Below are 25,480 nucleotides of genomic sequence, written 5' to 3'. Positions count from 1 at the left end.
GATGGGGGATACGTGACGACTGACGACAACTCGACCGCACCGCCCTGGCTCCACAACCATCCCGTGGAAAGCGCGGCGGACAGCGACGATTCGCCCGCCAAGCCGGCCCACGCCGCCGACCCCGCCGACGAATCCGGTGCCGGGCACGAGGGCGCCGCGGGGTCCGACGAGATCGGCGAATCCGAACCCGGTGCCGCGGGCCTGTTCCCGCCCGTGCCGGATCCGTTCGAGCAGAACGCCTTCCAGCCGGGTCCGCCGCCGGGCTACGAGCAGATCCCGCCGTTCGTGCCGCCGGGGCAGCCCGGCTTCCCGCCGCCCGGCCCGCCCGGATTCGCACCGCCGCCGGGCCCGATGGCGCCGCCCCCGGGTTATGGTGGTTACCCGCCGCCCGGGGCGTACGCACCCGAGGGCGCGTGGCCCGCACCCGGACCCGAGAGCTGGTCCCAGGCACCGCAACCCGGCCCGCCGCCGGGGATGGCCCCGTACGATCCGAACTTCCCACCGCCGGGAATCTATCCCGGTCCGCCGCCCAACGGTGAGGTGCCGATGGGGGGCTACGGCGAGATCCGCCAGGACACCCCGTACGGCGAGGTCCGTCAGGAGATCGGCCCGGACGGTCTGGTACGCCGGGTCTTCCCGGAGGATCCCGCCCGCGGTCCCGAGCAGGTCACCGGTGGTCACGAGCAGCCGGCGGAGCCGATCACCAGCTGGGCCCCGCCGCCGTTGCCGCCGCAGCCGATCTATCAACCGCCACAGCCCCCGCCGGGCTGGGCCGGGGCGCCCGCTCAGCCGCCGCCACCGCCGCAGCACCAGGGCCTGGCGCAGCAGTTCCCGCATACCGGCTCCACGCAGTCGGTCAACGATCTGAGCCTGCTCAAGCGCAGTCGCCGCGCCCCGCGCGGCGGCTGGCGGCGGGCCGTGCACCGGATGTCCGGCGGCGCCATCAATCCCGGCGAGTCCACCGCGGATCTGGCCCAGCGCGAGCTGGTCGACCGGGTGAACCAGCCGGTGCGCGGCGACTACCGGATCGCGATCCTGTCGCTCAAGGGCGGCGTCGGAAAGACCACCACCACAGTGGGTCTCGGCTCCACCTTCGCCTCGCTGCGCGGTGACCGGGTGATCGCCATCGACGCCAATCCGGACCTGGGCACGCTGGGCCACCGGGTGCCCAGGCAGACCCGGTCCACGGTGCGAAATCTGTTGGAAGACAAGCACATCGGCCGCTACTCGGATGTGCGGGCGCACACCTCGCAGTCGCCGAGCCGTCTGGAAGTGCTTGCCAGCGAACAGGATCCGGCGGTCTCGGAGGCGTTCAGCGAAGAGGACTACCGCCGCGCCATCGCGATCCTGCAGCAGTTCTACAACATCATCCTCACCGATTGCGGTACGGGCCTGATGCATTCGGCGATGAAGGGTGTGCTCGATCTGGCCAGTTCGCTGGTGCTGGTCACCTCGCCGGCCATCGACGGTGCGCGCAGTGCCTCGGCGACCCTGGACTGGCTGGAACACCACGGCTACAGCAAGTTGGTCGAGCGAACCGTGGTGGTGGTCAACGCCTCTCGGCGCGGCGCCTCCACCGTCGACCTGGACCAGCTGCGCAAGCTGTTCCTCGACCGCACCCGCGCGGTACAGGTGGTGCCCTTCGACGACCATCTGGCCGAGGGGTCGGAGATCGATCTCGAACTGGTCGGCAAGCCCACCCGCCGCGCGCTGCTGGAACTGGCCGCCATGGTCGCCGACGAATTCGGCTACCAGCTGCCCCCGCCGCCGTACTCCGGCAATTCGGGCCCGCAGTACGGCAGCGGTTATCCGAGCTCACCGAATTCGTATTCCGGTCCCGGCAACGGATATCCGGGCCAGTACGGTCAGTGACCTGCCCGTCCGGCCCCGCACCGCCGGGGCCGGACGGGACTCGCTTCTCGATGGCGCCGCGTCGATCGCCGCTCACCGATCGGGTCGAACCGGCGGGGTGGTGTGGCCGATGTCGGTCGCGACGGCCGCCGCGCGCCGGAATGCCGACAGGACCGCCGCGATCGCGGGCAGGCGTTCGGCATGTGGCCGCGTGGCCAGATCGTAGACGCGGGCGGCCCGGACACCGGCCAGGCGCAGTACCGCCAGCTCGGGGTGGCGGACGGCGAAGCGCGGCATCAGGGCGACTCCGTAGTTCGCCGCGACCAAGGCTTCGATGACACCGAAATCGTTGAGCCGCTGGGCTATTCGCGGCTGCACGCCGGTCACGGTGGCGATCGAGCGGAGGATGTCGTCGACCGGGAAGCCGCCGCGCACGCTCAGCCAGGTCTCGTCCGCGAGTTCGGCGGGAACCACCGCGCCCTGCCCGGCCAGCCGGTGCTCGCGGGACATGACCACATCGATGGGTTCCCGCATCAGCACCCGGGTGCTCACCCGCGGTCCGGCCTGCGGGGCGGCGCGTTCGTCGCGGTGGGTCAGCACCACGTCGTAGTCGGCGAGCAATTGCGGTACCGCGGTCGGCGGCAGATCCTCGTCGCTGGCGATCATGTCGACGCCGGTGCCGGCCAGTTCGGCCAGGACCCGGGGCAGGAGCAACGCCGCGCCCGAGGGGAACAGCGCGACCCGCACCCGCCCGCGCGCCGAGCCGCGATACAGCGCCATCTCGGCGGCGGCGCGATCCATCGCGGCCAGCACCTCGTCGGCGCGCAACACCAGCGCGCGGCCCGCGTCGGTGAGCCGCACCCGGCGGCCGTCGGGTTCCAGTAGGGCCACCCCGGCCTCCCGGGCCAGCACCTTCAGCTGCTGCGAGACCGCCGACGGGGTCATCGACAGGGCCCGGCCGACCGCGGCGACGGTGCCGCGGTCGGCCAGTTCGCGCAGTACCCGCAGCCGCTCGACGGACAGGAAGGCGGCGTCCGGCGCGGTCATCGTTCAGTTCTACTACATCGATACTGCATATATATTCGATTGTTCTCAGCTGTTGCCGCGGAGATGCTCGGAGGGTGACCAACCGCGATCGTCTGCTCGGCCTGGCCGTCGTCCTGCTCTGGGGCCTGAACTTCCTCTCGCTGCACATCGGGCTCGAACACTTCCCGCCCTACTTCTTCGCCGGTCTGCGATTCGCGGTGCTGGCGGTGCCGGTGGTGTTGCTGGTGCCGCGGCCGCGAGTGCCCCTGCGCTGGTTGTTGTTGTACGGCACCGGATTCGGCATCGCGCAGTTCGGATTCCTGTTCACCGCGATGCGGGCGGGCATGCCGACCGGACTGGCGTCGCTGGTGTTGCAGTCCTCGGCGCCGTTCACGGTGGTGCTCGGCGCGCTGTTCCTCGGCGAGCGGCTGCGCACCGGTCAGGTGCTGGGCTTGCTGGCGGCGGTCCTGGGGATGGTCGTGATCGGGTGGGATCGCGCGCAGCACACGAGTGTGATCCCGGTACTGCTCACCCTCGCCGGCGGATTGGGCTGGGCCTTCGGCAATATCGGCTCCCGCCTTGCGGTTTCGGGCCCGGAACGCGTCGATCCGTTACATCTGACGCTGTGGATGTCCGTGGTGCCGCCGGTGCCGATGTTCGCGCTCTCGATGGTGGCCGAGGGGCCGGGCACCGGATGGCACGCACTGGTGCGTTCGTTCGGCGGTCCGGGCCTGCCGGGGCTCGCGGCGCTCGGCTTCACGGCCGTGCTGGCGACCGCGGTCGGAACGGGCCTGTGGACGGATCTGCTGAGCCGCTATCCGGCCGCCGTCGTGGCGCCGTTGTCGCTGCTGGTGCCGGTCGTCGGCATCGCCGCCTCGTGGGCGGCGCTGGGTGAGCGGCCGACGGTGTTGTCGCTGGTCGGAGCGGTGATCGTGATCGGCGGCGCGTTCGCCGTGACCGTTGTCGGGCGGCGGGCGAAAGCCCGGGAGAACAAACCGCTCACCCCGGAATGCGCCGGAAATCCGGACCTCATTCTCAGCAAATAGCAGGCAATTCGGGTGGGGCGCCCCTAAAATACCACCCCAATCGACTCCGAGTCGGGATCGTGCGCATACAGTAGGCGCGATTGTGGGAGGTCCCGGTATGGCACGGCAGCTTGGGACCGTCTCGCGGCGGGCGTTATTGCGCGGGGCGGTAGCGGCAGGAATTTCGACAGCGGGTGCGGTCGCGGCTCGTCCGATACGGGCGGCGGCGGATCCGGTGCAGCGGGTAGCGGTCTTCGGCGGCGGTGTCGCCGGCCTGACCGCCGCGCACGAATTGGCGGAGCGTGGATTCGGCGTCACGCTCTACGAGCGGCGCGCGCTCGGCGGTAAGGCGCGCAGTATCGCGGTGGCCGGCAGCGGTCGCGACGGCCGCCCGGATCTACCGGGGGAGCACGGATTCCGGTTCTTCCCGGGTTTCTACAAACACATTCCGGACACCATGCGGCGAATCCCGTTCCCCGGCAATGCCAATGGGGTCTGGGACAATCTGGTCGCGGCGCCGGAGGCGCGCTTCGCCCGGACGGGCAGCGAGGACACCATCGTGCCGATGGGCCGCGCCGGAAAGCCCTGGGCCACCGTGGACGATTTCCGGCAGACCGTCGGCTCGGTCATCTCGACCTCGATGCGGATACCGACCTCGGACGCGGCCTATTTCGCCAACCGCCTGCTGGTCTTCAACACCAGCTGCGACGCCCGCCGGTTCGGTGAGTGGGAGAACCTGGCCTGGCGCGACTTCGTCGGCGCCCGCGGCCGCTCCACCGAATTCCGGGTGTTGTTGTCGCGCACGCTGACCACGCTGCTGGTCGCCGCCAAGGACGATCTGGCCAGCACCCGGACCATCGGCGCGATGGGTGAACAGTTCCTCGGCAATCCGCTGGAGGTCGGCAACGACGGCCCGCTGGACCGGGTGCTGAACGGCCCCACCTCGGAGGCGTGGATCGATCCGTGGGTGGCGCGGTTGCGCGACCTCGGCGTGCGTTTCGAGACCGCGGAGCTGCGCGGGCTGGACGTCGACGGCGGCCGGATCAGCGGGGCCCGCCTCGCCGACGGCCGCTCGGTCGACGCCGACCACTATGTGCTGGCCGTGCCGGTGGAGGTCGCGCGCGGGCTGTGGACCCCGGAGATCCTGGCGGTGCGGCCGGAACTGGGGGCCATGGACCGGCTGACGGTGGACTGGATGACCGGCATCCAGTTCTATCTGCGCCGCCCGGCCACCATCGCGCGCGGGCACACCGCCTACATCGACTCGCCGTGGTCGCTGACTTCCATTGCGCAGAACCAGTTCTGGCCGCGCACCCCGTTGCCCGGACGCGGTGACGGCACCGTGGCGGACTGCCTGTCGGTGGACATCTCGAACTGGAACACGCCGGGCATCCGCACCGGCAAGACGGCCAAACAGTGCACGGCACAAGAGATCTCGCGTGAAGTGTGGGCCCAGTTGCAGGCCCATCTGAAGGGGCACGCCGAGTTGCGCGACGCCGATCTGCACTCGTGGTTCCTGGATTCCGGCATCTCCTGGGACGCGGCGGGCAACAGCGCCAACGCCGATCCGTTGCTGATCAACACCGTCGGGTCCTGGGCGGCCCGGCCGGTGACCCACGGTGCGCTGGAAAATCTGTTCCTGGCAGGCGATTACGTGCGCACCGGGGTCGACCTCGCGACCATGGAGGGCGCGTGCGAGGCGGCCCGCACCGCGGTGAACGCACTGCTGGACGTGGCCGGTTCGAATGCCGAACGCTGCCGGGTGTTCTCGCTGTACCGGGCGGTCGAGCTGGAACCCATGCGGCAGCTGGACATCGCGCGCTACACCGCCGGGCAGCCGAATATGTTCGACGTCCCGGTATAGCCCGGTGGGATCTCCCACAAACCGCTGGTATCGGGGCCGGATCGGCAGTTCAATCGATGCATGAGCGAAATCACCAGCCCGGCGGAACTGCGTGAACTGCTCGGGCCGGTGATGCCGCGAGCCGCCGTCAAGGAGCGCCCCGCGCTGCATCCCCGCGATCGGCAGTGGATCGCGACCTCACCGTTCATCGTGCTGGCCACGAGCGATGCCGAGGGCAACTGCGATGCCTCGCCGAAGGGCGATCCGGCGGGCTTCGTCCGGGTGCTCGACGACCATACGATCGCCATCCCGGAACGGCCCGGTAACCGGCGCGCCGACGGCTATCTGAACATCCTGTCGAATCCGCACGTGGGTGTGATCTTCCTCATCCCGGGCCGCAACGAGACGTTGCGGATCAACGGCCGCGCGCGGCTGCTGCGGGACGCGCCCTATTTCGACGACATGGTGGTCAAGGGGCACCGGCCGATCCTGGCCATCGAGGTGGAGATCGAGACCATCTTCTTCCACTGTGCCAAGGCATTCCTCCGCAGCAAGTTGTGGCAGCCACCGCTCTGGCCGGAGGACACGCTGCCGAATGCCGCGTGCCTGGCCAAGGAGGTCCAGGCCGGTATCACCGAATCGCTGGCGGAACTGGAACGCCACTACGCCCCGGAGAACTACGAGAAGTTGCTCTATCGCGGCTGATTGCGGGGCCGTGCCACACCGGCGGCCCCTGAGTACGGCGTGCGGCCCCGGCTGCCAATACACTCGCGTCGTGGCAGACATCTCGGTACGCGGACGGCTGGCGCTGCAGGCGGCGGCGGCCGCGTCCTGGGCCTCGCAACGCGCGGGCCGGGGCAAGGGTTCGATGATCGGCGGCCTGATCGCGCTGCTGATCGATCCGTCGATCATGACGCAGCTCGGCCGGGGCCGGCGCACGGTCCTGGTGACCGGCACCAACGGCAAGTCCACCACCACCCGGATGACCGCCGCCGCGCTCGGCACGCTCGGCCCGGTCGCCTCCCAGGCCGACGGCGCCAATATGGACGCCGGTATCGTCGCCGCCCTCACCGCCCACCGCACCGCGCCGCTGGCCGCGATCGAGGTCGACGAACTGCATCTGCCGCACGTCGCGGACGCGCTGAACCCCGCGGCCGTGGTGCTGCTGAACCTCAGCCGCGACCAGCTGGACCGGGTCGGCGAGATCAACATGATCGAGCGGAAGCTGCGCGCCGGCATGGCCCGCCATCCCGATACCGTGCTGATCGCCAACTGCGACGACGTGCTGGTCACCTCGATCGCCTACGACCATCCGAATGTGGTCTGGGTGTCGGCCGGCAGCGGCTGGGCGGTGGACGCGACCAGTTGCCCGCGCTCCGGTGAGCCGATCGTCTGGGAGGGCGAGCACTGGCGCAGCACCGGCGCGGACTTCCATCGGCCCGAACCGGACTGGTGGGTCGACGAGGAGCATCTGTACGGGCCGGACGGCGTGAAACTGCCGCTGCACCTTGCCCTTCCGGGCCGCGCCAACCGCGGTAACGCCGCGCAGGCGGTCGCCGCCGCGGTGGCGCTGGCGGTTCCGGCGGCCACCGCCGTGGATGCCGCGGCCACCGTGCGCGAGATCGCCGGCCGCTACCGCACCGTGCAGGTCGGTGCGCACAACGCCCGCCTGCTGCTGGCCAAGAATCCGGCCGGCTGGCAGGAGGCGCTGTCGATGATCGATTCGGCCGCAACGGGTCTGGTGATCGCGGTGAACGGCCAGGTGCCCGACGGCGAGGATCTGTCCTGGCTGTGGGACGTACGCTTCGAACACTTCGAGGGCACCCAGGTGGTGGCCGCCGGGGAACGCGCCACCGATCTGGCGGTGCGCCTCACCTATGCCGGGGTGGAACACACCACCGTGCCGGATCCGTTGCAGGCCATCGCATCCTGCCCGCCCGGCCGGGTCGAGGTGCTGGCCAACTACACGGCGTTCCGGGATCTGAACCGCGATCTGGAAGGGGTCGTGACCGCATGAGCGAGTCCACGGTCCGGATCGGGCTGGTACTGCCCGATGTGATGGGCACCTACGGCGACGGCGGTAACGCGCTGGTGCTGCGGCAGCGGCTGCGGATGCGCGGCCACGACGCCGAGATCGTCGAGATCTCCTTGAACGACCCGGTTCCCGCGTCGCTGGACCTGTATACCCTGGGGGGAGCGGAGGATTCGGCCCAGCGGCTGGCCACGCGCCATCTGCAGCGGTATCCCGGCCTGCAGGAGGCCGCCGCGAAAGGCGTTCCGGTGCTGGCGATCTGCGCCGCCATCCAGGTGCTCGGCCACTGGTACGAAACCTCCGGTGGGGAGCGGGTGGACGGCGTGGGCCTGTTCGACGTCACCACCTCGCCGCAGCGGGTGCGGGCGATCGGCGAGGTGGCCACCACACCGCTGCTGCCCGGCCTCTCTCAGCCGCTCACCGGCTTCGAGAACCACCGTGGCGGAACGAAACTCGGCGGTGACGCCCGCGGCCTGGCCCGGGTGACCCGCGGCGTCGGCAACGGTGTGGGCGACGGCCTCGAGGGCGTGGTACAGGGTTCGGTGTACGGCACCTACCTGCACGGCCCCGTGCTGGCCCGCAATCCGGAACTGGCGGATCACCTGCTGGCCCGCGCGCTCGGCGTCGACTCGCTGCCGCCGCTGGACCTGCCCGAGGTCGACCGGCTCCGGCGCGAGCGCCTGCGCGCCTGAGATCCGAGCCGCGGCGGCCGGCGTCGTCCGAGTCACGGTGGCGCCGGTGGGCCCCCGTAGCCGCCGGTTGCCCGCCGTGGGTGCGGGTCCCGCGTTGTGGTGTGGCCCGCGGTAGCCGTCGTTCACAGGCGAATTGTGAAATGACACATATCGGCGGCTTCCGCCCTGCTGGAAGCCCCTACCTGGGTCGATACCGCGGCCCTCGGCGCCGGATGTGGCCGCCGATTCTGTTGAGACCGGCGGCCGGACCCGGTACGCTCGCGCGCGGCCACGCGTGATGAGGGAGGGGCCGATTGCGCAGACGTGTTCTTCTGCGAGCAGCCGCCGCTGCGGCGTTCTCCGGTGCCGCCGTCCGGTGGTCCGGAGCCGGTGTCGCGCGCGCGGATCCCAACTGGGTCAGCCTGTTTCGCTCGTGGGTACCGGAAGTCTTTGCGCCCCTGGCAGATCCGCCGGAGCATACGGAGGCGATCGTGGTCGGCTCCGGCTTCGGGGCGGCCGTCACGGCGTTGCGGCTGGCCGAGGCGGGCGTGACCAACACTGTGCTGGAACGGGGTTCGCGGTGGCCCAACGATCCCTGGCGGGAAATCTTCACCGGTGACGATCTGCCCGACGGCCGCGGCTTCTGGCATCGCACCTCGTTCACCGGAGTTACCAAGGTGCCCATGCGATTCGCCGATTTCGGCGGCGTGCTGGACGTCACGGAATTTCCCGGAATCGACGTCTGGCACGCCGCCGCGGTCGGCGGCGGATCGGTCGTTTTCACCGGCGCCATGATCGCCCCGGAACAGCGATTCTTCGACCAGATATTCCGGGGCACAGTCGATTACGGTGAAATGGACAGCGTCTGGTATCCGCGGGTGCGGCAGATGTTGCGATTGAGTCCGATGCCGGCCGATATCTACGCGTCGGGACCGTTCACCCACGCGCGGGTCTGGGACGATCAGGTGCGCAAGGCCGGATATCGGTCCGTACCCAACGACTCCATCTTCAATTGGGATATTCTCCGGGCCGAATTGGGTGGTACCACAAGGGCTTCCGCGACGGCGGCGCGCAGCAATCTGGGAAATTCCAACGGCGCCAAATTCGACCTCAACCAGAACTACCTGCGTTATGCGCAGGACACCGGACGCTCGGCCGTGTACCCGGGGCATCGGGTCGACACCGTCGCGCAGGAGCCGGGCGGCCGATTCGTCGTCACCGTCACCAAACTCGACCCGACCGGCGCCGTACTGGGTACCCGCACCCTCACCTGCGACCGGTTGTTCCTCGGCGCGGGTTCGCTGGGCACCTCGGAGCTGCTGGTGCGTGCGCAGGCGACCGGAACCCTGCCGAATCTCAACGAGCACGTGGGCGAGGGCTGGGGCACCAACGGCGACGTGGTGCTGGCGCGCGGCGAGAGCACGCTGTCCAGGCTGGGGCAGGGCGTGCCCAGCGCGAGCCGCATCGCCGACGAATCCGGCCCGCCGCTGAGCCTGGAGAGCTGGTACATCCCCGGCATCCCGGTGGAGACCGGGGCGCTGGCCTCGCTCGGTATGGTGCTCGATTCCACCCGGGCGCGTTTCACTTTCGACCGCGCCCGCAACGCGGCGACGCTGACCTGGCCGAAGAGTGCGCAGGACGCGGTGGCCGACGCCTGCCGGCACGTCGACCACCACATCGCCGAACGGGCGGGCGCGGTGCTGGACTACAAGCCGCTCGGTTACGACGCCAACGCGGTGTTCACCGCGCATCCGCTCGGCGGCGCGGTCCTGGGACAGGTCACCGACGGCAACGGCCGGGTCCTCGGGCATCCGGGGCTGTACGTGATGGACGGCGCCGCGATCCCGGGCAGTACCGGCACCGTGAATCCGTCGCTGACGATCACGGCGCTGGCCGAACGCAATATCGCGGCGATCGTGGCCGCAGGCCACTGAGTACCAGCCGCAGGCCACTGAGTACCGGCCGCAGGTCACCGTGTCCCGGCCGCAGGTCACCGACCCGGGCCGGGGGCGGCCCCTGTCCAGGCTCGGCGCCGGGCATTACTCTCGGCGCGAACGGTTCGAGGAAGGCATCGTCGTGTCGCAGTTGAGCGCGCCCACCGACACACCGGCCGCGGTCGCGGTCCACCGGGTGCGGCTGGAGCCCGAGTTCTGGGTGGATCTGGTGATGGTGCTGCTCGGCGCCGCGGCGGTGGCGGGGCTCGGGTGGATCCATTTCCAGCCGGTCGCACCGCGCACCGCGCGCGTGGTGACCGACGCCGACTACGTGCTGTGCGGGGTCTTCGCCCTGGAGTTCCTGTGGCGGTGGCGATTCGCGGGCTGGACGTTGTCGTACCTGCTGGGGCACTGGTACGACGTGGTCGGCATGGTGCCGGTGACGAATGTGTACCTCCGCGCGTTCCGGCTGCTGCGCGTGTTCGCGCTCGGCCTGCGGCTGGCCCGCGCCGCTGAGCAGGTGTTCGGCGACCGGGTCGCGATGGTCGTGCTGAACCGGTTCTTCGGCGCCATCGTCGACACGGTCAAACGGCCCGTCACCATCGCGGTGCTGGAGGAGGTCGCCGAGGTGATGCGCACCGGCCAGTACACCCGCAACCTGGCCTCCGCGCTGGAGGAGAACCGCGCCGAACTCGACGGGCTGGTCCTCGAGTTGATCCGCAACGATCCCCAGGTCGGCCGGGTGAAATACCTGCCCTTCCACGAGGACATCATCCGCGCGATCACCGACACCAGCTTCCGGATCCTGATGCAGGCGCTGGCCGATCCCCGCGTCGACGAGCTGATCGGCGACGTGCTGCGGGAGAACGTGCACCAGATGCGCCGGTCCGTCCTGGACGGGGTGCGGGTCGACGAATCGCTGGACAATCGCGGCGTCCGGCGGTCGTGACCGATCACTCCGCGTGCCGGACCTCGTCGCGCGGTCGCGCGTAACGCAGGGCCTCCCAGGCGATCAGGGCCACCAGCACCCCGCACAGCAGCCCCAGCGCGATGATCGCGGGCAGGCCCAGGGCCGCCGGCAGCAGCGCGGCGAGTGCCCCGGCGGCCACCACGCGCGGCCACAGCACCACGCGCGTGGCGTAGTGGCGGAATCCCACCAGCCCGAGCAGATAGACCGCCACACCGCCGTACAGCGCGTACAGCGGGACCGCGGGCAGTGATTCGTGCAGGGTGTGCCCCTCGGTGCCGCCCAGTTGGTGCAGCAGCTTCTTCAATCCCAGTGCCAGCCCGGCGATCCCGGCCACCATCGGAAAGTGCCAGTAGGTGTAGCAGTTCCGGGCGATCTGCACCCGGCGCTCGCCGCTCACGCGTTTCAGCTCGCGCTCGACCACCAGCGCGGCCACGTCGAAGTACGCCCACCACAGCAGGCCCGAGACGGCCAGCCCGAGCAGCGCGCCGAGCACGATCGGACCCGAGATCGACAGTCCCGCAACACCCACGCCGATCGAGACGACCGACTCGCCGAGCGCGATGATCACCACGAGACCGTGCCGTTCGGCGAAGTGCCCGGCGGAGTTCAGCCGCCAGCCGTTGCCGGCGAACAGGGTCCACGCCATATCGCCCGCGATCGCGGCGATCCACAGCCAGATCTGCGCCGCGCCCGTGGTGGTGCCGGCGACGATCAGCAGGGTGGTGCCGATCGTGATCGATCCGGCCGCCCAGCGCACCACCTGGCCGCGCAACTGCCGATCGTGGCTGCTCGCCAGCCAGAACATGCCCAGATGGATCAGCCGCACGACGAGGTAGGCGAGCGCGAACACCAGCGGCCCGTGCCAGCCGCCGGGCTGACTGTGGAACGCCTCGGGGATGGTGAGCGCGATGATCAGCCCGGTGCCCGTGGCCGCGAACATGGCCACCCGCGCCAGGCCCTCGTCGGCCCGCACCACGTTGCCGAGCCACGCGTAGCCGATCCACACCCACCACATCACGGCCAGTACCAGGAAGGCGCGCAACAGGTTCAGCATGCTGGACTCGTGCGCGGCGAGGTCGGTCACCTGGGTGAACGCGAACACCAGCACCAGATCGAAGAACAGTTCGAGCTGGGTCACCGAGGAGTCCTCGGCGGTGGGCCGCAACCGCGTCGGCAGCGCATCGGTCATGGGGGACATGGTGACACGGCCGAGCGGCGGCGTCAGGGCACGTCGTAGCTCTGTTCGAACCGGAATTTCTCGATGAACTCCGCGAGGTTGTGGACCGCTTCCTCGTGGAGCCGGGACAGACTGCGTTTCATCAGAATTCCGGGTACGGGAATTGGCAGGTATACCTCGCTGTGATACCAGATCTCGGTACCCTCCTCGGTTTCCGCCAGGTCGAACCAGCCGAGACCGCCGCCGCCCGCGCCACTTTCGACGACGCGCCAGGAGATTCGATCACCGTCGTACGTGTATTCCAGAACCTGGCGATCGGACGTACCGGTCGGACTCACGGTCGCATAGACGCGTTGTGGCCGGCCGTATTCGTCGTGTGTGGCCACCCGGACATCCCGATGCATCGGCGACCATTCCGGTATCCGTTCGACCGTGAGCAAAGCCTCCGTCACCACCGCGGGATCGACGTCGACCACGATTCGGTGGTTGGTCTTCGTGCGCATGCGTACCTCCGGCCCCCGGACTGCCTAGGGCCCGATTGTCTCCAGTGCCACACTTCGCGTCAACCATATGGTCTGTTATGGCACGAGCGAGAACGGTCCGATGCGTGTGAAACATGGCCAATCACGAGCTCATCACGAGGTCATCACGGCGGTGCGGCAAATCCACGGCGGCACCGCCGAATTCGTATCCGGAGGAGTGGGCTGCGCTCAGCCGCGGTGGCGGACCACCGAGTCCGGTCCCGGGAACACCAAGCTCTCGTGCCCGTCGTCGAATCGCACGATGTACGGGGGTGCACCGTCGGTACCACGCACCTCGACGATCTGCCCGGCGTGATCCGGCATCCCTACCGCTCGACCGTGGACGAGCAACCTGTCACCGATGTTTGCCTGCATGATCGCATTATCTGCCCGGAGTGATGTGCGTCACAAGGGGGTGCGAGTGCTGGCAGCGCGGCCCGTGGAGTGCCATCCGGACCGCGGCAGTGCGCCAGGCCACAGAGGTTGCCGGATAAACGCTGGACGACGGCCGGTACTCTTGGTTGCTGGCAGCAGTACGATCTCGATCTTGGAGGACCGGCCGTGGCTCTCGTCGTTCAGAAGTACGGAGGATCCTCGCTCGAGTCCGCCGAGCGCATCCGTCGTGTCGCTGAGCGGATCGTCGAGACGAAGAAGCAGGGTCACGAGGTGGTCGTGGTGTGCTCGGCGATGGGCGACACCACCGACGAACTGCTCGATCTCGCTCAACAGGTATCGCCCGCGCCGCCGGCCCGGGAGCTGGACATGCTGCTGACCTCCGGGGAGCGCATCTCGAACGCCCTGGTGGCCATGGCGATCCACTCGCTCGGCGCGGAGGCCCGCTCGTTCACCGGATCGCAGGCGGGTGTCATCACCACCGGCGCGCACGGTAACGCGCGGATCATCGACGTCACCCCGTCGCGGCTGCGGCAGGCGCTCGACGAGGGCCAGGTCGTACTGGTCGCGGGCTTCCAGGGGGTCTCCCAGGACAGCAAGGACGTCACCACGCTGGGTCGCGGCGGTTCCGACACCACGGCGGTCGCGCTGGCGGCGGCGCTGGAGGCGGACGTCTGCGAGATCTACACCGATGTCGACGGCGTGTTCACCGCCGACCCCCGCATCGTCCCCGACGCGCAGAAGCTCGAGCAGGTCTCCTTCGAGGAGATGCTGGAGATGGCCGCCTGCGGTTCGAAGGTGCTCATGCTGCGCTGTGTGGAATACGCGCGCCGCTACAACGTGCCCGTGCATGTGCGGTCCTCGTACACCGACAAGAGCGGCACCTATGTCTACGGATCGATGGAGGACATCCCCTTGGAGAAAGCAATCCTCACCGGCGTCGCGCACGACCGCAGCGAGGCCAAGGTGACCGTCGTGGCGTTGCCGGACGAGCCGGGGTACGCCGCCAAGGTGTTCCGGGCCATCGCCGACGCCGAGATCAACATCGATATGGTGCTGCAGAACATCTCGAAGGTCGAGACGGGCAAGACCGACATCACCTTCACGCTGCCGAAGACCGAGGGCCCGCGCGCGGTGGAGATGCTCACCAAGCAGCAGGGCGAGATCGGCTTCACCCAGGTGCTCTACGACGATCACATCGGCAAGGTGTCGCTGGTCGGCGCGGGGATGAAGAGCCACCCCGGCGTGACCGCGACCTTCTGCGAGGCGCTGGCCACCGCCGGCGTCAACATCGACCTGATCTCCACCTCGGAGATCCGGATCTCGGTACTGGTCAGGGATACCGACCTGGACGAGGCCGTGCAGGTGCTGCACCGGGCCTTCGATCTGGGCGGCGACGAGGTGGCGGTCGTACACGCCGGGACGGGGCGGTAACCATGGGCGTACGTGTGGGTGTGGTCGGCGCGACCGGGCAGGTCGGCGCCGTCATGCGGAAACTGTTGCAGGAGCGCGATTTTCCCGCCGACGAGGTGCGGTTCTTCGCCTCGGCGCGCTCGGCCGGTACGACGCTGCCGTGGCGCGGCGGCGAGATCGTGGTGGAGGACGCCGCGACCGCCGACCCGAGCGGGCTGGACGTCGCCCTGTTCTCCGCCGGCGCCACCATGTCGCGGGTGCAGGCGCCGCGGTTCGCCGCCGCCGGGGTGACCGTGATCGACAACTCCTCGGCCTGGCGCAAGGACCCCGAGGTCCCGCTGATCGTCTCCGAGGTGAATCCGGAGCAGGCGTACAACCTGCCCAAGGGCATCATCGCGAACCCCAACTGCACCACCATGGCCGCGATGCCGGTGCTGAAGCCGCTGCACGACGCCGCGGGCCTGCGGCGCCTGATCGTCTCCAGCTACCAGGCGGTCTCGGGTAGCGGGCTGGCCGGGGTCGAGGAGCTGGCCGGCCAGATCCGCGCCGTGGCGCCCGATATGGAGAAGCTGACCCACGACGGCTCGGCCGCGGTGTTCCCGGCGCCGAAGAAGTACGTCGCCCCGATCGCGTTCAACGTGCTGCCGCTGGCCGGTTCGCTGGTGGACGACGGCTCCGGCGAGACCGACGAGGACCAGAAGCTGCGCACCGAGAGTCGCAAGATCCTCGGCCTGCCCGATCTGCTGGTGAGCGGTACCTGCGTGCGGGTGCCGGTCTTCACCGGTCACTCGCTGTCGATCAACGCCGAATTCGCCGAACCGCTCTCGGTCGAGCGGGCGCGGGAGATCCTGGCCGCCGCCCCCGGCGTCCGGCTCACCGACGTGCCGACCCCGCTGGCCGCCGCCGGTGCCGACGAATCCCTCGTCGGCCGCATCCGGCAGGATCCCGGCGCCCCCGAGGGCCGCGGTCTGGCCCTGTTCGTCTCCGGCGACAACCTCCGGAAGGGCGCCGCCCTCAACACGATTCAGATCGCCGAGGTGTTGCTCGCGCAGCGCTGATCCGATCCCGACCCGCAGCGGGCCGCTCGATCATCCGATCGGGCGGCCCGTTCCGCGTCGAAGGGTGGTGTGGGCGTACCGATTCCGGGTGTGGCGAGCGGAAGTGGTTCAGCGCGCACGCAATCCGTCGAAGACGACGGCGAAGGTGCGGCGGCGGCGTTCGGCATCGAGACCGGCGGAGTGGGCGGCGGTGAAGGCGCCCTGCAGGATTCGCAGGAAATCGTCGATGTCGATGTCGTCGCGGACCGCACCGTGCCGCTGCGCCCGGCACAGCAGCAGGTTCAATTCTTCGTGGAATTGCTTTCTCGGGGCGGACAATTCGAGGGCGCGATCGCCGATCGCTTCGGCCAGGTCGCGTTTCACGCCGCCCTCGGCGACGACCCGGTCCAGGAAGCCGAAGAAGGCCGCGCCCGCATCGTCGGCGCCGGTGAGGGATCGGGCCGCCTCGGTCATCCGCTCGATGTTGTCGAGGATGGCGGCGTGGAAAAGTGCTTCCTTGGTGGGGAAGTGGCGATAGACCGTGCCGGGGCCGACGCCGGCGCGCCGTGCTATCTCGTCCAGCGGGACCGAAATGCCTTCGGCGGCAAAGGCTTCGCGCGCGGCGGCGAGTACGCGTTCGCGATTGCGGCGGGCGTCTGCGCGCTGGGTGCGGCGCCCGGCGGTCGCCTCGGGCTTGCTGTCGGTCACAACGGCGAGTGTACCGGCGCGTTGACAAACGGGGCGATCGTTCCGGATACTGAGCGGGGCGATCGTTCCGTTTCGTAATTCCGCCGTCCGAGAAGAGGTTTCGCCATGACCCTCACCCCACGCGAACTGGTCGAGCAGATGTTCCGCGAGCTGCCCGCCCGCGACGCCGACGCCTTCGCCGCACTGTTCGCACCCGACGGGGTCTTCGAGATCCCGTTCCCGATCCCCGGCATGCCCACCCGGCTGGTCGGGCCGGATGCCATCCGGGATCATCTGCGGCAGCGGTGGTCCGGTGGCCTGGCGACGATCGAGGTGCACGGAATCCACCCGCAGCTCCACGAGACCACGGACCCCGAGGTGATCGTCGTCGAGAACGAGGTCGACATGACCCGGCCGGGGGCCGGTCGCACGCGCTCGCGCACCGCCGTGAACGTGGTGCGGGTGCGCGACGGCCGCGTCCTGCTGTTCCGCGACTACATGGATACCGGCCGCTACGCGCGGATCGCCGCGGGCGACTAACGGATTCCCGGCGTCCTCGGGTCCGCGCCCAGGCACGCCACGATCAGACAGCCGGGCGGGACGGCCGCGAACGGCGGCGCCAGCGGGGCGTCCAGGCACGACAGCACATCGCAGCCGGGATAGGCGTCCGGTCCGGCGCCGAAGATCGCGAGCGTCATATCCGGATCGAACAGGCTGCGCGGATCCACCCGCCGCGACGGTTCCGCGTACGGGCCCGGATCCGGCACCGGCGGCTCCCGGAAGGCGGCGAACAGCTCCCGGAAGAATTCGTGGGTGAGTTCGGTCGAGCCGCCCAGCACCCCGATCGGCCCGGCCACCGAGCGGCTGCCGAACGCGCCGGTCCACATCACCGTCAGGTCCAGGCTGGGGATGACGAAGACGTTCTGCATCCCCAGCCCGGACATCTCGTAGCTGTCCGGCGGCAGGAACGCCGGCATCTCGACACATCCGGCCCCGGTCCAGAACAGGTATCCGTAGCAGGGATTGGCCGGCGAGGGCCGCCGCGCCAGGGCCAGATAGTCCCCGGACACCACCCGGGCGTCGCCCCAGCGCCCGTCGTCGCCGAGCAGCAGGGCGAGCTTGGCCAGATCGTTGGGCGGGATCGTCAGATGGGCGTAGCCGTAGGTGTGCCCGGCGCGGTCCCGGGACCAGAAATAGTCACCGGATCCGATGCCCAGCGGATCGAACAACGCGCGCTGCGCGAATCGCTGCAACGGTTCGCCGATCGCCAGCTCCACCACGTACGACAACAGATCGACGTTGCGCTGGCTGTAGGCGAAGGTGGTCCCCGGCGGATGGTCCAGCGGCACGCCGAGCGCCTGCACCGCGCTGTTCGGCTCGATCGGGACGATGCCGGTGATGCCCTCGTTCACCACGGCGACGCGCAGCCCGGAGGTCTCGGTGAGCAGATTCTCGACCGTGATCGCGCGGTGCGCGGCGTCGCCGAGGCCCGGCGGCAGATAGCGGTCGATCGGCGCGTCCAGGTCGAGCCGGCCCTCGTCCCAGGCGATGCCCGCGATCAGCGACACCACGCTCTTGGTCACACTCCACACGTTCCAGGCGATATCGCCGGTCCGGTCGTTGAGCGGGCCCGCGCCGATCAGGCAGCCGTGCCGGAAGATCTGCACGTTGAGGCGGTTGCGCGCGCCGGCCAGGGCCAGCGCGCCGGCCAGGCGCGCGGAGTCGAAACCGGCCTCCTCCGGCGCGGCCCGCGGCAGGTCGCGCCCGCTGGTCACCGCGCAGCGCACCTCGGGCTCCGGGTCCGCGACGGCCGGTGCGGCCACGGCCGTCGAGATGATCGAGACGGCCGTCAACCAGCCGAGTATTCGCCCCATTTCCGCAGGTTATCGGCGAATCCGGGGCCGATCGGGGTCGCCACGGCCGTCGCGATCGAATCGCGATCGAACGCCGCGCGAGCAACTCGCGTTGATCGGCCGGGCCGGGCATGAACCGGTGGCGTCGCGGGTACTCTGGCGAACAAGATCACACGTTTTCACATCCCGACGATCCGGTCTGTCCGCCGAAACCGGATACTCTGTCTTGTCTGCTGCTGCGGCGGGAGTCGTTCCGCGCGCGCTGTCGCCGGGCACTCGGCAGCGGCCACCACGCAACGAACACCGGCGATCCGGCGGCCACGAGGCCGGAGGCGAGCTCGAACGGGAGGCTACCGTGACGTCGCGGGAGGAAATCCTGCGCCGCGTGCGCGACGGGTTGAAAGCACTACCGGACGATGGTCGCACGATTCCGGTGCCGCGCAATTACGGCCGCAACGCACCCGAGCTGACCGCCGAGGACCGCGCGGAGATCGTCGACCTGTTCGCCGAGCGCATGAAGCACAACGGCGCCCAGGTGCATCGCATCACCGAACAGGGCGTCGGCGACAGCGTGGCCGGCGCCCTGCGCAGCCACAACGTGGCCTCGGTGCTGGCGCCGGACGGACTGGCCGAGGAGTGGCTGGCCGAATGGGCCACCGGCGCCGAACACCGGGTGGTCAGCGGTCCGATCGACCCCGACGAGGTACCCGACGCCGTCCTGACCGCCTGTGCCGGCGCCGTGGCCGATTCCGGCGCCATCGTGCTCGACGGCGGGCCGGGGCAGGGCACCCGCGGCGGTTTGCTACCCAATTGCCACGTATGTGTAGTGCAGATCGGGCAGATCGATCCGTCGCTGCCCGACGTACTGGACAAGATCGATCCCCGCCGGTCGATCACCTGGGTCGGCGGTCCCTCCGCGCCCGTCGATCCGGAGAAGGAGCGGGCGAACGGCAGGCACAGCATGCGTCAGCTGGTGGTCCTGATCGTCGAATGATCCGTCGCGGGCGGCGAATACGCCCGCGACCGGCAGCAATTCCCATCGCAAGATCTTCTTAAGGCCGCGCCAAGGGCGCGGCCGCATTGTCTGTGTCGAGACCGGTTCCGGGTTTCGACGCAGGCGGTGACGATCACGTTCCCGCTCGCCCGGCACCCGGTATCCGAGACCACCGCACGGTGGGGTTCGGGTGCGGCCCGCCGGCGAGGGGTGGCGGGTCGCACCCGGGACCGCACCGTGCGGCGCAGACCCGGCCGGCCTGTCCGCGAGGGGTGACAGGCCGGCCGTCCCACCTGAGAGTTCGTTCCGCCCCGGCATTCTCGAGGGATGATGGCAGGGACGAGCGGCACGAGGATCGGGAGGGAACGCGATGGACACCGTTGCAGTCTTCATACTGGCCTGCCTGTTCTACTGGTGGGGAATGGTTTAGGCCGGCGGCAGGACGGAATATCCTGCACTGCAACGGAATCGGATCGGTAGTCAGTCGCGGTCGGCGGTCCGGGCGCCGCGCACGCCCGCCTCGATGCGCTTACCGATCTCCGGGTCGACGTTCGTCCAGTACTCGAACACGCGCGACAGCACGGGCTCGCGCACGCCGTCGAGGACGTGACCGATCACGTTGCTCACCAGGCGATCACGCTGCGCGTCGTCGAGCACCTCGCGGACCAGCGTGCCCGCCTGACCGAAGTCGTCGTCCTCCGGATGCCGGATGTAGCCCGCGCGGATCAGTTCCGGTTCGAAGTTCCAGCGGCCCTCGTCGCCGGCGGCGGTCGGGTCGGCATGCGGTCCGCCGAACGAATTCGGTGCGTACACCGGCACTTCCGGGCCGTTGAAGTGGTGCCGCATCGGGCCCTCCTTGGCGTAGGAGTTCACCTCGGCCGCGTGCGGCCGGTTCGGCGGCAGTTCGGCGTAGTTGGCGCCGATCCGGTAGCGGTGCGCGTCGCTGTACGCGAACACCCGGCCCAGCAGCATCTTGTCCGGCGAAAAGCCGATGCCGGGAACGAGATTCGAGGGTTCGAAGGCGGCCTGCTCGATCTCGACGAAGTAGTTCGCCGGATTGCGGTGCAGCGTCCACCTACCGACCTCGATCAGCGGGTAGTCGTGGTGCGACCACACCTTGGTGAGGTCGAACGGGTTGACCCGGTAACCCTCCGCCTCGGCGACCGGCATGACCTGCACGTACAGGGTCCAGCTGGGGAAATCGCCCCGCTCGATCGCGTCCCACAGGTCGCGGCGGTGGTGGTCGGCGTCCCGGCCGGCGATGTCGTCCGCCTCGGCCTGGGTGAGGAAGTCGATGCCCTGATCGGTCTCGAAGTGGTATTTCACCCAGAAGCGTTCGCCCGCGGCGTTGGTCCACTGATAGGTGTGCGAGCCGTATCCGTTCATGTGGCGGTAGCTCTTCGGGATACCGCGGTCGCCCATCAGCCAGGTCACCTGGTGCGCCGACTCCGGGCGCAGCGTCCAGAAGTCCCACTGCATGTTGTGGTCGCGGAGTCCGTTGCCCGGCAACCGCTTCTGCGAGCGGATGAAGTCGGGGAATTTGATCGCGTCCCGGATGAAGAAGACCGGGGTGTTGTTGCCGACCAGGTCGTAGTTGCCGTCCGGGGTGTAGAACTTGACCGCGAAACCCCGTGGGTCACGCCAGGTGTCGGGGCTGCCCTGCTCACCCGCGACGGTGGAGAACCGGGCCAGTGACGCGGTGCGCACGCCGGGCTGGAACAGTTTCGCCGAGGTGTAGCGGCTCACGTCGCCGGTGACCACCAATTCCCCGTGCGCGCCCGCGCCTTTCGCGTGCACCACCCGTTCCGGCACGCGCTCGCGGTTGAACTGGGCCAGCTTCTCGATCAGGTAGAAGTCGTGCAGGGCAACGGGTCCCTGGGTACCCGCGGTCAGCGACTCGTCGTCGCTGGCGACGGGGATGCCGGTATTCGTCGTGGTCGGTTTGGCTGTCGTCGGTCGGATCGTCATGCGGAACCCCTCCTAGGGCCGGCGCGCAACCTCCTCGATCGGAGAGCTGCTGGATTGTTCCGGAGCGGACGTCTCGTCCGTCCGGCAGTTCGGGCACAGGCCCCAATACACGACCTCGGCCTCGTCGACCGCGAAACCGTGTGCGTCCGACGGGTCGAGACAGGGGGCGTGGCCGACGGCGCAGTCGACATCGGCGACCGTGCCGCACCTTCTGCACACCAGGTGGTGGTGGTTGTCCCCGATCCGCGCCTCGTATCGCGCGGCGGAACCGGCCGGTTCGATGCGGCGCAGCAGACCGGCGTTGACACAGGCGTGCAGAACGTCGTAGATCGCCTGGGTCGACACCGTGCCGAGCGCCTCCCGAACCCGGGCAGCCACCTGGTCGGCATCCGAATGCGGTTGGGTCACAACAGCATCCAGCACCGCCACCCGCGGGGCCGTGACCCGCAGGCCGACCGCGCGTAAGCGTTCGCGCGGATCGAATCCGCCGATGTGCATGACCATGAGTATGCCCCTATTCTGGAATTAGTCAAGAAAAGACCGATCGGTCACATTGCGGCCGGGGCCGCTACCGCCGACCCGGCCCCGCCGTATCCGCCGGGGAGCAATCACCCGGCGACGAAGGCGAACGGGCACACGCTCATTCCAAGTGTGCGCTGTCGGCCGGTCCGCACGGACGGATGGGGGCGCGGAGGTGGCGATGGGCACAGTCCGTGGCCCGCGCAAATGATTCGGACGCGACTGTGCACCGCGGGCTTTCGCGGCCGGCGGTGCACGGTGCTGTCGCGGCTACAGAAGCGGCTCGGCCGCTGTGCACAGAAGCGGCTCGGCCGCTGTGCACGGGAGCGGTTCGGCCGCTGTGCACAGGGGAGCGGCTCGGCCGCGGTGAACCAGAGCGGCTCGACCGCTATGAACTGGAGCGGCTCGGGCCGGTGTCGGTCAGGCCTGCGGGTGGCCGCCGCAGCCGGTGTCGTGCTCCAGCACGCGCAGCGAACCGGTCACCGCGACCTCGCGGAATCGGCCGCTGTCCAACGCCTTCCGATAGATGTTGTAGGGTGCCCGGCCGCCGTCGGCGGGATCGGGGAACACGTCGTGGATGGCCAGCGCGCCGCCGGGCGCGACCCAGTGCGCCCAGTTGTCGTAATCGCGTTGCGCCGCTTCCTCGGTGTGGCCGCCGTCGATGAACAACAGCCGGATCGGCGCACGCCAGATCCGGGCGACCGTGACCGACGCGCCGACGATGCCCACGACGCTGTCGCCGAGGCCGGCGCGGACGATCGCGCGGCGGAAGGCGGGCACGGTGTCGAAGCGGCCGGTCTCGGGATCGACCATCGTGGTGTCGTGGTACTCCCACCCGGGCTGATGCTCCTCCGAGCCGTGGTGGTGATCGATCGTGTAGACCACCGCGCCGGTCTCCCGGGCGGCCGCGCCGAGGTAGATCGTCGACTTTCCGCAATAGGTACCGATTTCCACGATCGTCCCGTCGCCGGCGTATCGGCGGGCCGCCTCGTGGAGCGCCTCGCCCTCGGCCGGCGGCATGAAACCGGTGGTTTGCTCCGCGAGCCGGAACAGTTCCCGGGTATCGGCGGAAATCGCGGAATGCGCGCGAGTCATCAGCTGTGAAACCTTTCCTCCGCCCGGGCCGGGCGGTGATTGCCGGGCGGCAGGTGAGTTGCCCCCGAAGCGGCACCATAGTAGCATCTGGACACGTGTCCGATCCCGTTTCCACCGGGCCCGGCCCGGCAGCTGTCCCGGTGAATCTGGAGGCCACCCGGCGGCGCCTCACCGAGAAACAGGCCGATACCGTCGACCGATTGACGCGGGCCGCGCTGGAAGTGTTGTCGCGCGAGGGTTTCGCGGGTCTCACCGTGCGGATGGTGGCCGCGGCGGCGGGGGTCGGCACGGCGACGGCCTATACCTATTTCTCCTCCAAGGAACATGTCGTCGCCGAGGTTTTCTGGCGGCGGCTGGCGGCCACGCCGGAAGCGCCGCAGGGCGGCGACCGGACCACGCGCGCGGTGGCTGTGCTGCGGCAGATCGCGATGCTGGTCGCCGACGAACCGGCGCTGGCCGGGGCCGTCACCAGCGCGCTGCTGGGCACCGACCCGGATGTCGCGCATCTGCGGCTGCGGATCGGCACCGAGATCCGGCGCCGTTTGCTGCTCGCCCTCGGCCCGGATCCCGATCCCGACATCGTGGAGACACTGGAACTGCTCTATGCCGGCGCGCTGGTCCGCGCCGGTGTGGGATACGCGTCCTATGTGGAAATCGCGGACCGGCTGGAGAAATCGGCCCGGCAGGTGCTGCCGGGCTGAGCCGGTCGCCGGCCGATCGGTATCAGAGCACCGATTCGATCGCGGCGATCACCGCCGGATCCTGCGGCTCGGTGCGCGGGCGGAAACGGCCCACCACCTTGCCGTCACGATCGACGACGAACTTCTCGAAATTCCACTGGATATCGCCCGCGACGCCCTCGGCATCCGAAGTCTGTACCAATTCCTGATACAGCGGATGGCGCGCGTCGCCGTTGACGTCGACCTTCGCCAGCAGCGGGAAATCCACGCCGTAGGTGGTCGAGCAGAATTCCTGGATTTCCGCGGCGGTGCCGGGTTCCTGGCCCATGAATTGGTTGCAGGGCACGCCGACGACGGAGAATCCGCGCGGGCCGTAGGTCTGCTGCAATTCCACCAGGCCGGTGTACTGCGGGGTGAGGCCGCAGCGGGAGGCCACGTTCACCACCAGCAGCGCCTGGTCGCCGACCAGGTCGGCGAGGGTGGTGGGGTCGTCGGACAGGGTGCGAACCGGGATCTCACGAATGGTCACGAAACCGATCCTAGTAGGCGACCCGCCAGTGCTTGATGCCGTTGATCCAGCCGTGCCGCAGCCGCTGCGGCTCGGCGAGCTGCCGCAGATCCGGCATCGCATCGGCGATGGCGTTGAACATCAGGTCGATCTCCAGCCGGGCCAGATTCGCGCCCACGCAGTAGTGCGCGCCGGTGCCGCCGAACCCGACGTGCGGGTTGGGATCGCGCAACACGTCGAAGTCGAAGGGATCGTCGAACACCGTCTCGTCGAAATTGGCCGAGCTGTAGAACAATCCGAGTCGCTGCCCGGCGGCGATGGCCTGGCCGCCGAGTTCGTGGTCCGCGGTCGCGGTGCGCTGGAACGCGCTCACCGGCGTCGCCCAGCGGACGATCTCGTCCGCCGCAGTACCGGGCCGCCGCTCGCGGAACAGCTCCCACTGCGCGGGATGATCGACGAATGCCTTCATCCCGGCCGTGATCGCGTTGCGGGTGGTCTCGTTGCCCGCCACCGTCAGCAGGATCACGAAGAAGCCGAACTCGTCGGAACCCAGTGCCTCCCCGTCGATATCGGCCGACACCAGCCGGCTGACGATGTCGTCGAGCGGCCGGGCCCGGCGCTGTTCGGCCATGTTCCAGGCGTAGCCCAGCAATTCGGCGTTGGCCGTGACGGATTCGCCCGCGAATTCCGGATCCTCGGTGTTCATCAGCTTGTTCGACCACTCGAACAGCCGGTGCCGGTCCTCCTGCGGTACCCCGAGCAGATCGGCGATGGCCTGCAGCGGCAGTTCGGCCGCGACCTGCTCCACGAAATCGCCACCGCCACAGTCCTTGGCGGCCAGCACGATTCGCTCGGCCCGCGCGGTCAGGGCGGCCCGCAGGCTCTCCACCGCGCGCGGGGTGAAGCCCTGGGAGACGATCCGCCGGATCTTGGTGTGCCGGGGCGGATCCATGTTCACCAGCAGGGCCTCGGTGGTCAGCTCCAGCTGTTCGTGGGTGGTGTACGAGGGCATCCGGATGATCGCGCCGTTGCGGTTCGACGAGTACAGCTCCGGATGCCGCGAGATCTCCTTGACGTCCTCGTGCCGGCTCACCACCCAGTAACCGCCGTCGTGGAAGGGCGCCGAATCCTCGTCGGCCAGTGCGTTCCACCACACGCCGGCGGTCCGGCGTAGCGCGGCGAATTCGGCGGCGGGGGTGCGCGTCTCCCAGAGACCGGGATCGGTGAAGTTGAATCCGGGTGGGAGCTGAGGGTCGGGCGAGGCTGGAACTGGCACGGCTTCC

General features: G+C 69.4%; 24 protein-coding genes. 13 read left to right on the top strand and 11 right to left on the bottom strand.

Features of this window, described 5'->3' with window-relative positions:
• Positions 1-12: 12 nt before the first annotated feature.
• Positions 13-1,872: a MinD/ParA family protein gene (locus G361_RS48815; RefSeq protein WP_019931772.1), complete on the top strand. Its 1,860-nt coding sequence runs from the start codon at positions 13-15 to the stop codon at positions 1,870-1,872.
• A gap of 72 nt (positions 1,873-1,944) precedes the next feature.
• Here G361_RS48815 and G361_RS0134820 read toward each other — a convergent pair whose 3' ends face one another.
• Complete coding sequence (locus G361_RS0134820; protein WP_019931771.1) at positions 1,945-2,898, bottom strand: LysR family transcriptional regulator; 954 nt, start codon at positions 2,896-2,898, stop codon at positions 1,945-1,947.
• Between the two features lie 74 nt (positions 2,899-2,972).
• On the opposite strand from G361_RS0134820, the gene G361_RS0134815 reads away from it, so the two are divergent.
• The 7 genes from G361_RS0134815 (at position 2,973) to G361_RS0134785 (ending at position 11,331) form a co-directional block, all read left to right on the top strand.
• Complete coding sequence (locus G361_RS0134815; RefSeq protein WP_019931770.1) at positions 2,973-3,923, top strand: EamA family transporter; 951 nt, start codon at positions 2,973-2,975, stop codon at positions 3,921-3,923.
• A gap of 214 nt (positions 3,924-4,137) precedes the next feature.
• Positions 4,138-5,766, top strand: a complete 1,629-nt coding sequence (locus tag G361_RS0134810; protein ID WP_019931769.1) for an FAD-dependent oxidoreductase — start codon at positions 4,138-4,140, stop codon at positions 5,764-5,766.
• Positions 5,767-5,826: 60 nt separating this feature from the next.
• Positions 5,827-6,450 carry a pyridoxamine 5'-phosphate oxidase family protein gene (locus G361_RS0134805; protein WP_019931768.1) on the top strand — a complete coding sequence of 208 codons (624 nt, stop codon included), beginning with the start codon at positions 5,827-5,829 and terminating at the stop codon, positions 6,448-6,450.
• 70 nt (positions 6,451-6,520) lie between these two features.
• Positions 6,521-7,762 carry a MurT ligase domain-containing protein gene (locus tag G361_RS0134800; RefSeq protein WP_019931767.1) on the top strand — a complete coding sequence of 414 codons (1,242 nt, stop codon included), beginning with the start codon at positions 6,521-6,523 and terminating at the stop codon, positions 7,760-7,762.
• Entirely contained in the window at positions 7,759-8,469 is a 711-nt protein-coding gene (locus tag G361_RS0134795; protein WP_019931766.1) for a type 1 glutamine amidotransferase, read from the top strand. The genes G361_RS0134800 and G361_RS0134795 overlap by 4 nt, the downstream gene beginning before the upstream one ends.
• Positions 8,470-8,762: 293 nt before the next feature.
• Positions 8,763-10,382 carry a GMC oxidoreductase gene (locus G361_RS0134790; protein WP_026343870.1) on the top strand — a complete coding sequence of 540 codons (1,620 nt, stop codon included), beginning with the start codon at positions 8,763-8,765 and terminating at the stop codon, positions 10,380-10,382.
• Positions 10,383-10,524: 142 nt separating this feature from the next.
• A complete protein-coding gene (locus G361_RS0134785) occupies positions 10,525-11,331 on the top strand; it encodes an ion transporter (protein WP_155981951.1) in 807 nt (268 codons plus the stop codon).
• A gap of 4 nt (positions 11,332-11,335) precedes the next feature.
• Here the strand turns inward: G361_RS0134785 and G361_RS0134780 are convergent, their stop codons facing one another.
• The 3 genes from G361_RS0134780 to G361_RS0134770 all read right to left on the bottom strand — a co-directional run bounded on the left by G361_RS0134780 (position 11,336) and on the right by G361_RS0134770 (position 13,425).
• Entirely contained in the window at positions 11,336-12,541 is a 1,206-nt protein-coding gene (locus G361_RS0134780) for a low temperature requirement protein A (RefSeq protein ID WP_019931763.1), read from the bottom strand.
• Positions 12,542-12,573: 32 nt separating this feature from the next.
• Positions 12,574-13,032: an SRPBCC family protein gene (locus tag G361_RS0134775; RefSeq protein WP_019931762.1), complete on the bottom strand. Its 459-nt coding sequence runs from the start codon at positions 13,030-13,032 to the stop codon at positions 12,574-12,576.
• A 207-nt stretch (positions 13,033-13,239) separates the two neighbouring features.
• Complete coding sequence (locus tag G361_RS0134770; RefSeq protein ID WP_026343869.1) at positions 13,240-13,425, bottom strand: DUF1918 domain-containing protein; 186 nt, start codon at positions 13,423-13,425, stop codon at positions 13,240-13,242.
• A 186-nt stretch (positions 13,426-13,611) separates the two neighbouring features.
• Here G361_RS0134770 and G361_RS0134765 point away from each other — a divergent pair, with 186 nt between their 5' ends.
• Together G361_RS0134765 and G361_RS0134760 are read left to right on the top strand one after the other, a co-directional pair.
• Positions 13,612-14,877, top strand: coding sequence for an aspartate kinase (locus tag G361_RS0134765; RefSeq protein ID WP_019931760.1), 1,266 nt, complete (start codon positions 13,612-13,614; stop codon positions 14,875-14,877).
• 2 nt (positions 14,878-14,879) lie between these two features.
• A complete protein-coding gene (locus tag G361_RS0134760) occupies positions 14,880-15,914 on the top strand; it encodes an aspartate-semialdehyde dehydrogenase (RefSeq protein ID WP_019931759.1) in 1,035 nt (344 codons plus the stop codon).
• A gap of 108 nt (positions 15,915-16,022) precedes the next feature.
• On the opposite strand, the gene G361_RS0134755 is transcribed toward G361_RS0134760, so the two are convergent.
• Positions 16,023-16,601, bottom strand: a complete 579-nt coding sequence (locus G361_RS0134755) for a TetR/AcrR family transcriptional regulator (RefSeq protein WP_019931758.1) — start codon at positions 16,599-16,601, stop codon at positions 16,023-16,025.
• A 105-nt stretch (positions 16,602-16,706) separates the two neighbouring features.
• Here G361_RS0134755 and G361_RS0134750 point away from each other — a divergent pair, with 105 nt between their 5' ends.
• Positions 16,707-17,120, top strand: coding sequence for a nuclear transport factor 2 family protein (locus G361_RS0134750; protein WP_019931757.1), 414 nt, complete (start codon positions 16,707-16,709; stop codon positions 17,118-17,120).
• Here the strand turns inward: G361_RS0134750 and G361_RS0134745 are convergent.
• Positions 17,117-18,454, bottom strand: coding sequence for a serine hydrolase (locus G361_RS0134745; protein ID WP_019931756.1), 1,338 nt, complete (start codon positions 18,452-18,454; stop codon positions 17,117-17,119). The two genes, G361_RS0134750 and G361_RS0134745, sit on opposite strands and share 4 nt — an antisense overlap.
• 334 nt (positions 18,455-18,788) lie before the next feature.
• Here G361_RS0134745 and G361_RS50580 point away from each other — a divergent pair, with 334 nt between their 5' ends.
• The gene (locus G361_RS50580; protein ID WP_019931755.1) at positions 18,789-19,427 is read left to right on the top strand and encodes an LUD domain-containing protein; all 639 of its coding nucleotides are present in this window, start codon (positions 18,789-18,791) and stop codon (positions 19,425-19,427) included.
• Between the two features lie 480 nt (positions 19,428-19,907).
• Here the strand turns inward: G361_RS50580 and G361_RS0134735 are convergent, their stop codons facing one another.
• From G361_RS0134735 to G361_RS0134725, 3 genes are all read right to left on the bottom strand, one after another.
• Positions 19,908-21,395, bottom strand: a complete 1,488-nt coding sequence (locus G361_RS0134735; RefSeq protein WP_019931754.1) for a catalase — start codon at positions 21,393-21,395, stop codon at positions 19,908-19,910.
• 12 nt (positions 21,396-21,407) lie between these two features.
• Positions 21,408-21,899 carry a transcriptional repressor gene (locus tag G361_RS0134730; RefSeq protein ID WP_019931753.1) on the bottom strand — a complete coding sequence of 164 codons (492 nt, stop codon included), beginning with the start codon at positions 21,897-21,899 and terminating at the stop codon, positions 21,408-21,410.
• 435 nt (positions 21,900-22,334) lie between these two features.
• Positions 22,335-23,009, bottom strand: coding sequence for a class I SAM-dependent methyltransferase (locus G361_RS0134725; protein WP_019931752.1), 675 nt, complete (start codon positions 23,007-23,009; stop codon positions 22,335-22,337).
• A gap of 140 nt (positions 23,010-23,149) precedes the next feature.
• Between G361_RS0134725 and G361_RS0134720 the strand changes: the two genes are divergently transcribed.
• A complete protein-coding gene (locus G361_RS0134720; protein WP_019931751.1) occupies positions 23,150-23,710 on the top strand; it encodes a TetR/AcrR family transcriptional regulator in 561 nt (186 codons plus the stop codon).
• A 22-nt stretch (positions 23,711-23,732) separates the two neighbouring features.
• Here the strand turns inward: G361_RS0134720 and G361_RS0134715 are convergent, their stop codons facing one another.
• Both G361_RS0134715 and G361_RS0134710 read right to left on the bottom strand, forming a co-directional pair.
• Entirely contained in the window at positions 23,733-24,218 is a 486-nt protein-coding gene (locus G361_RS0134715; RefSeq protein WP_019931750.1) for a glutathione peroxidase, read from the bottom strand.
• A gap of 10 nt (positions 24,219-24,228) precedes the next feature.
• Complete coding sequence (locus tag G361_RS0134710; RefSeq protein WP_019931749.1) at positions 24,229-25,473, bottom strand: cytochrome P450; 1,245 nt, start codon at positions 25,471-25,473, stop codon at positions 24,229-24,231.
• Between the last annotated feature and the right edge of the window lie 7 nt (positions 25,474-25,480).

This window comes from Nocardia sp. BMG111209, assembly GCF_000381925.1.
In the GTDB taxonomy this organism is placed as follows: domain Bacteria; phylum Actinomycetota; class Actinomycetes; order Mycobacteriales; family Mycobacteriaceae; genus Nocardia.
The sequence above is the reverse complement of the archived record's forward strand: the minus strand, read 5'-3'. Positions and strand labels throughout refer to the sequence as shown.

Bases quoted from the DNA above. Each gene is read 5' to 3' on its own strand.
- G361_RS0134730 (WP_019931753.1), bottom strand. From the start codon at position 21,899: ATGGTCATGCACATCGGCGGATTCGATCCGCGCGAACGCTTACGCGCG.
- G361_RS0134770 (WP_026343869.1), bottom strand. From the start codon at position 13,425: ATGCAGGCAAACATCGGTGACAGGTTGCTCGTCCACGGTCGAGCGGTA.
- G361_RS0134795 (WP_019931766.1), top strand. From the start codon at position 7,759: ATGAGCGAGTCCACGGTCCGGATCGGGCTGGTACTGCCCGATGTGATG.
- G361_RS0134750 (WP_019931757.1), top strand. From the start codon at position 16,707: ATGACCCTCACCCCACGCGAACTGGTCGAGCAGATGTTCCGCGAGCTG.
- G361_RS0134735 (WP_019931754.1), bottom strand. From the start codon at position 21,395: ATGACGATCCGACCGACGACAGCCAAACCGACCACGACGAATACCGGC.
- G361_RS0134805 (WP_019931768.1), top strand. From the start codon at position 5,827: ATGAGCGAAATCACCAGCCCGGCGGAACTGCGTGAACTGCTCGGGCCG.
- G361_RS0134780 (WP_019931763.1), bottom strand. From the start codon at position 12,541: ATGACCGATGCGCTGCCGACGCGGTTGCGGCCCACCGCCGAGGACTCC.
- G361_RS0134820 (WP_019931771.1), bottom strand. From the start codon at position 2,898: ATGACCGCGCCGGACGCCGCCTTCCTGTCCGTCGAGCGGCTGCGGGTA.
- G361_RS0134745 (WP_019931756.1), bottom strand. From the start codon at position 18,454: ATGGGGCGAATACTCGGCTGGTTGACGGCCGTCTCGATCATCTCGACG.
- G361_RS0134725 (WP_019931752.1), bottom strand. From the start codon at position 23,009: ATGACTCGCGCGCATTCCGCGATTTCCGCCGATACCCGGGAACTGTTC.
- G361_RS0134775 (WP_019931762.1), bottom strand. From the start codon at position 13,032: ATGCGCACGAAGACCAACCACCGAATCGTGGTCGACGTCGATCCCGCG.
- G361_RS0134760 (WP_019931759.1), top strand. From the start codon at position 14,880: ATGGGCGTACGTGTGGGTGTGGTCGGCGCGACCGGGCAGGTCGGCGCC.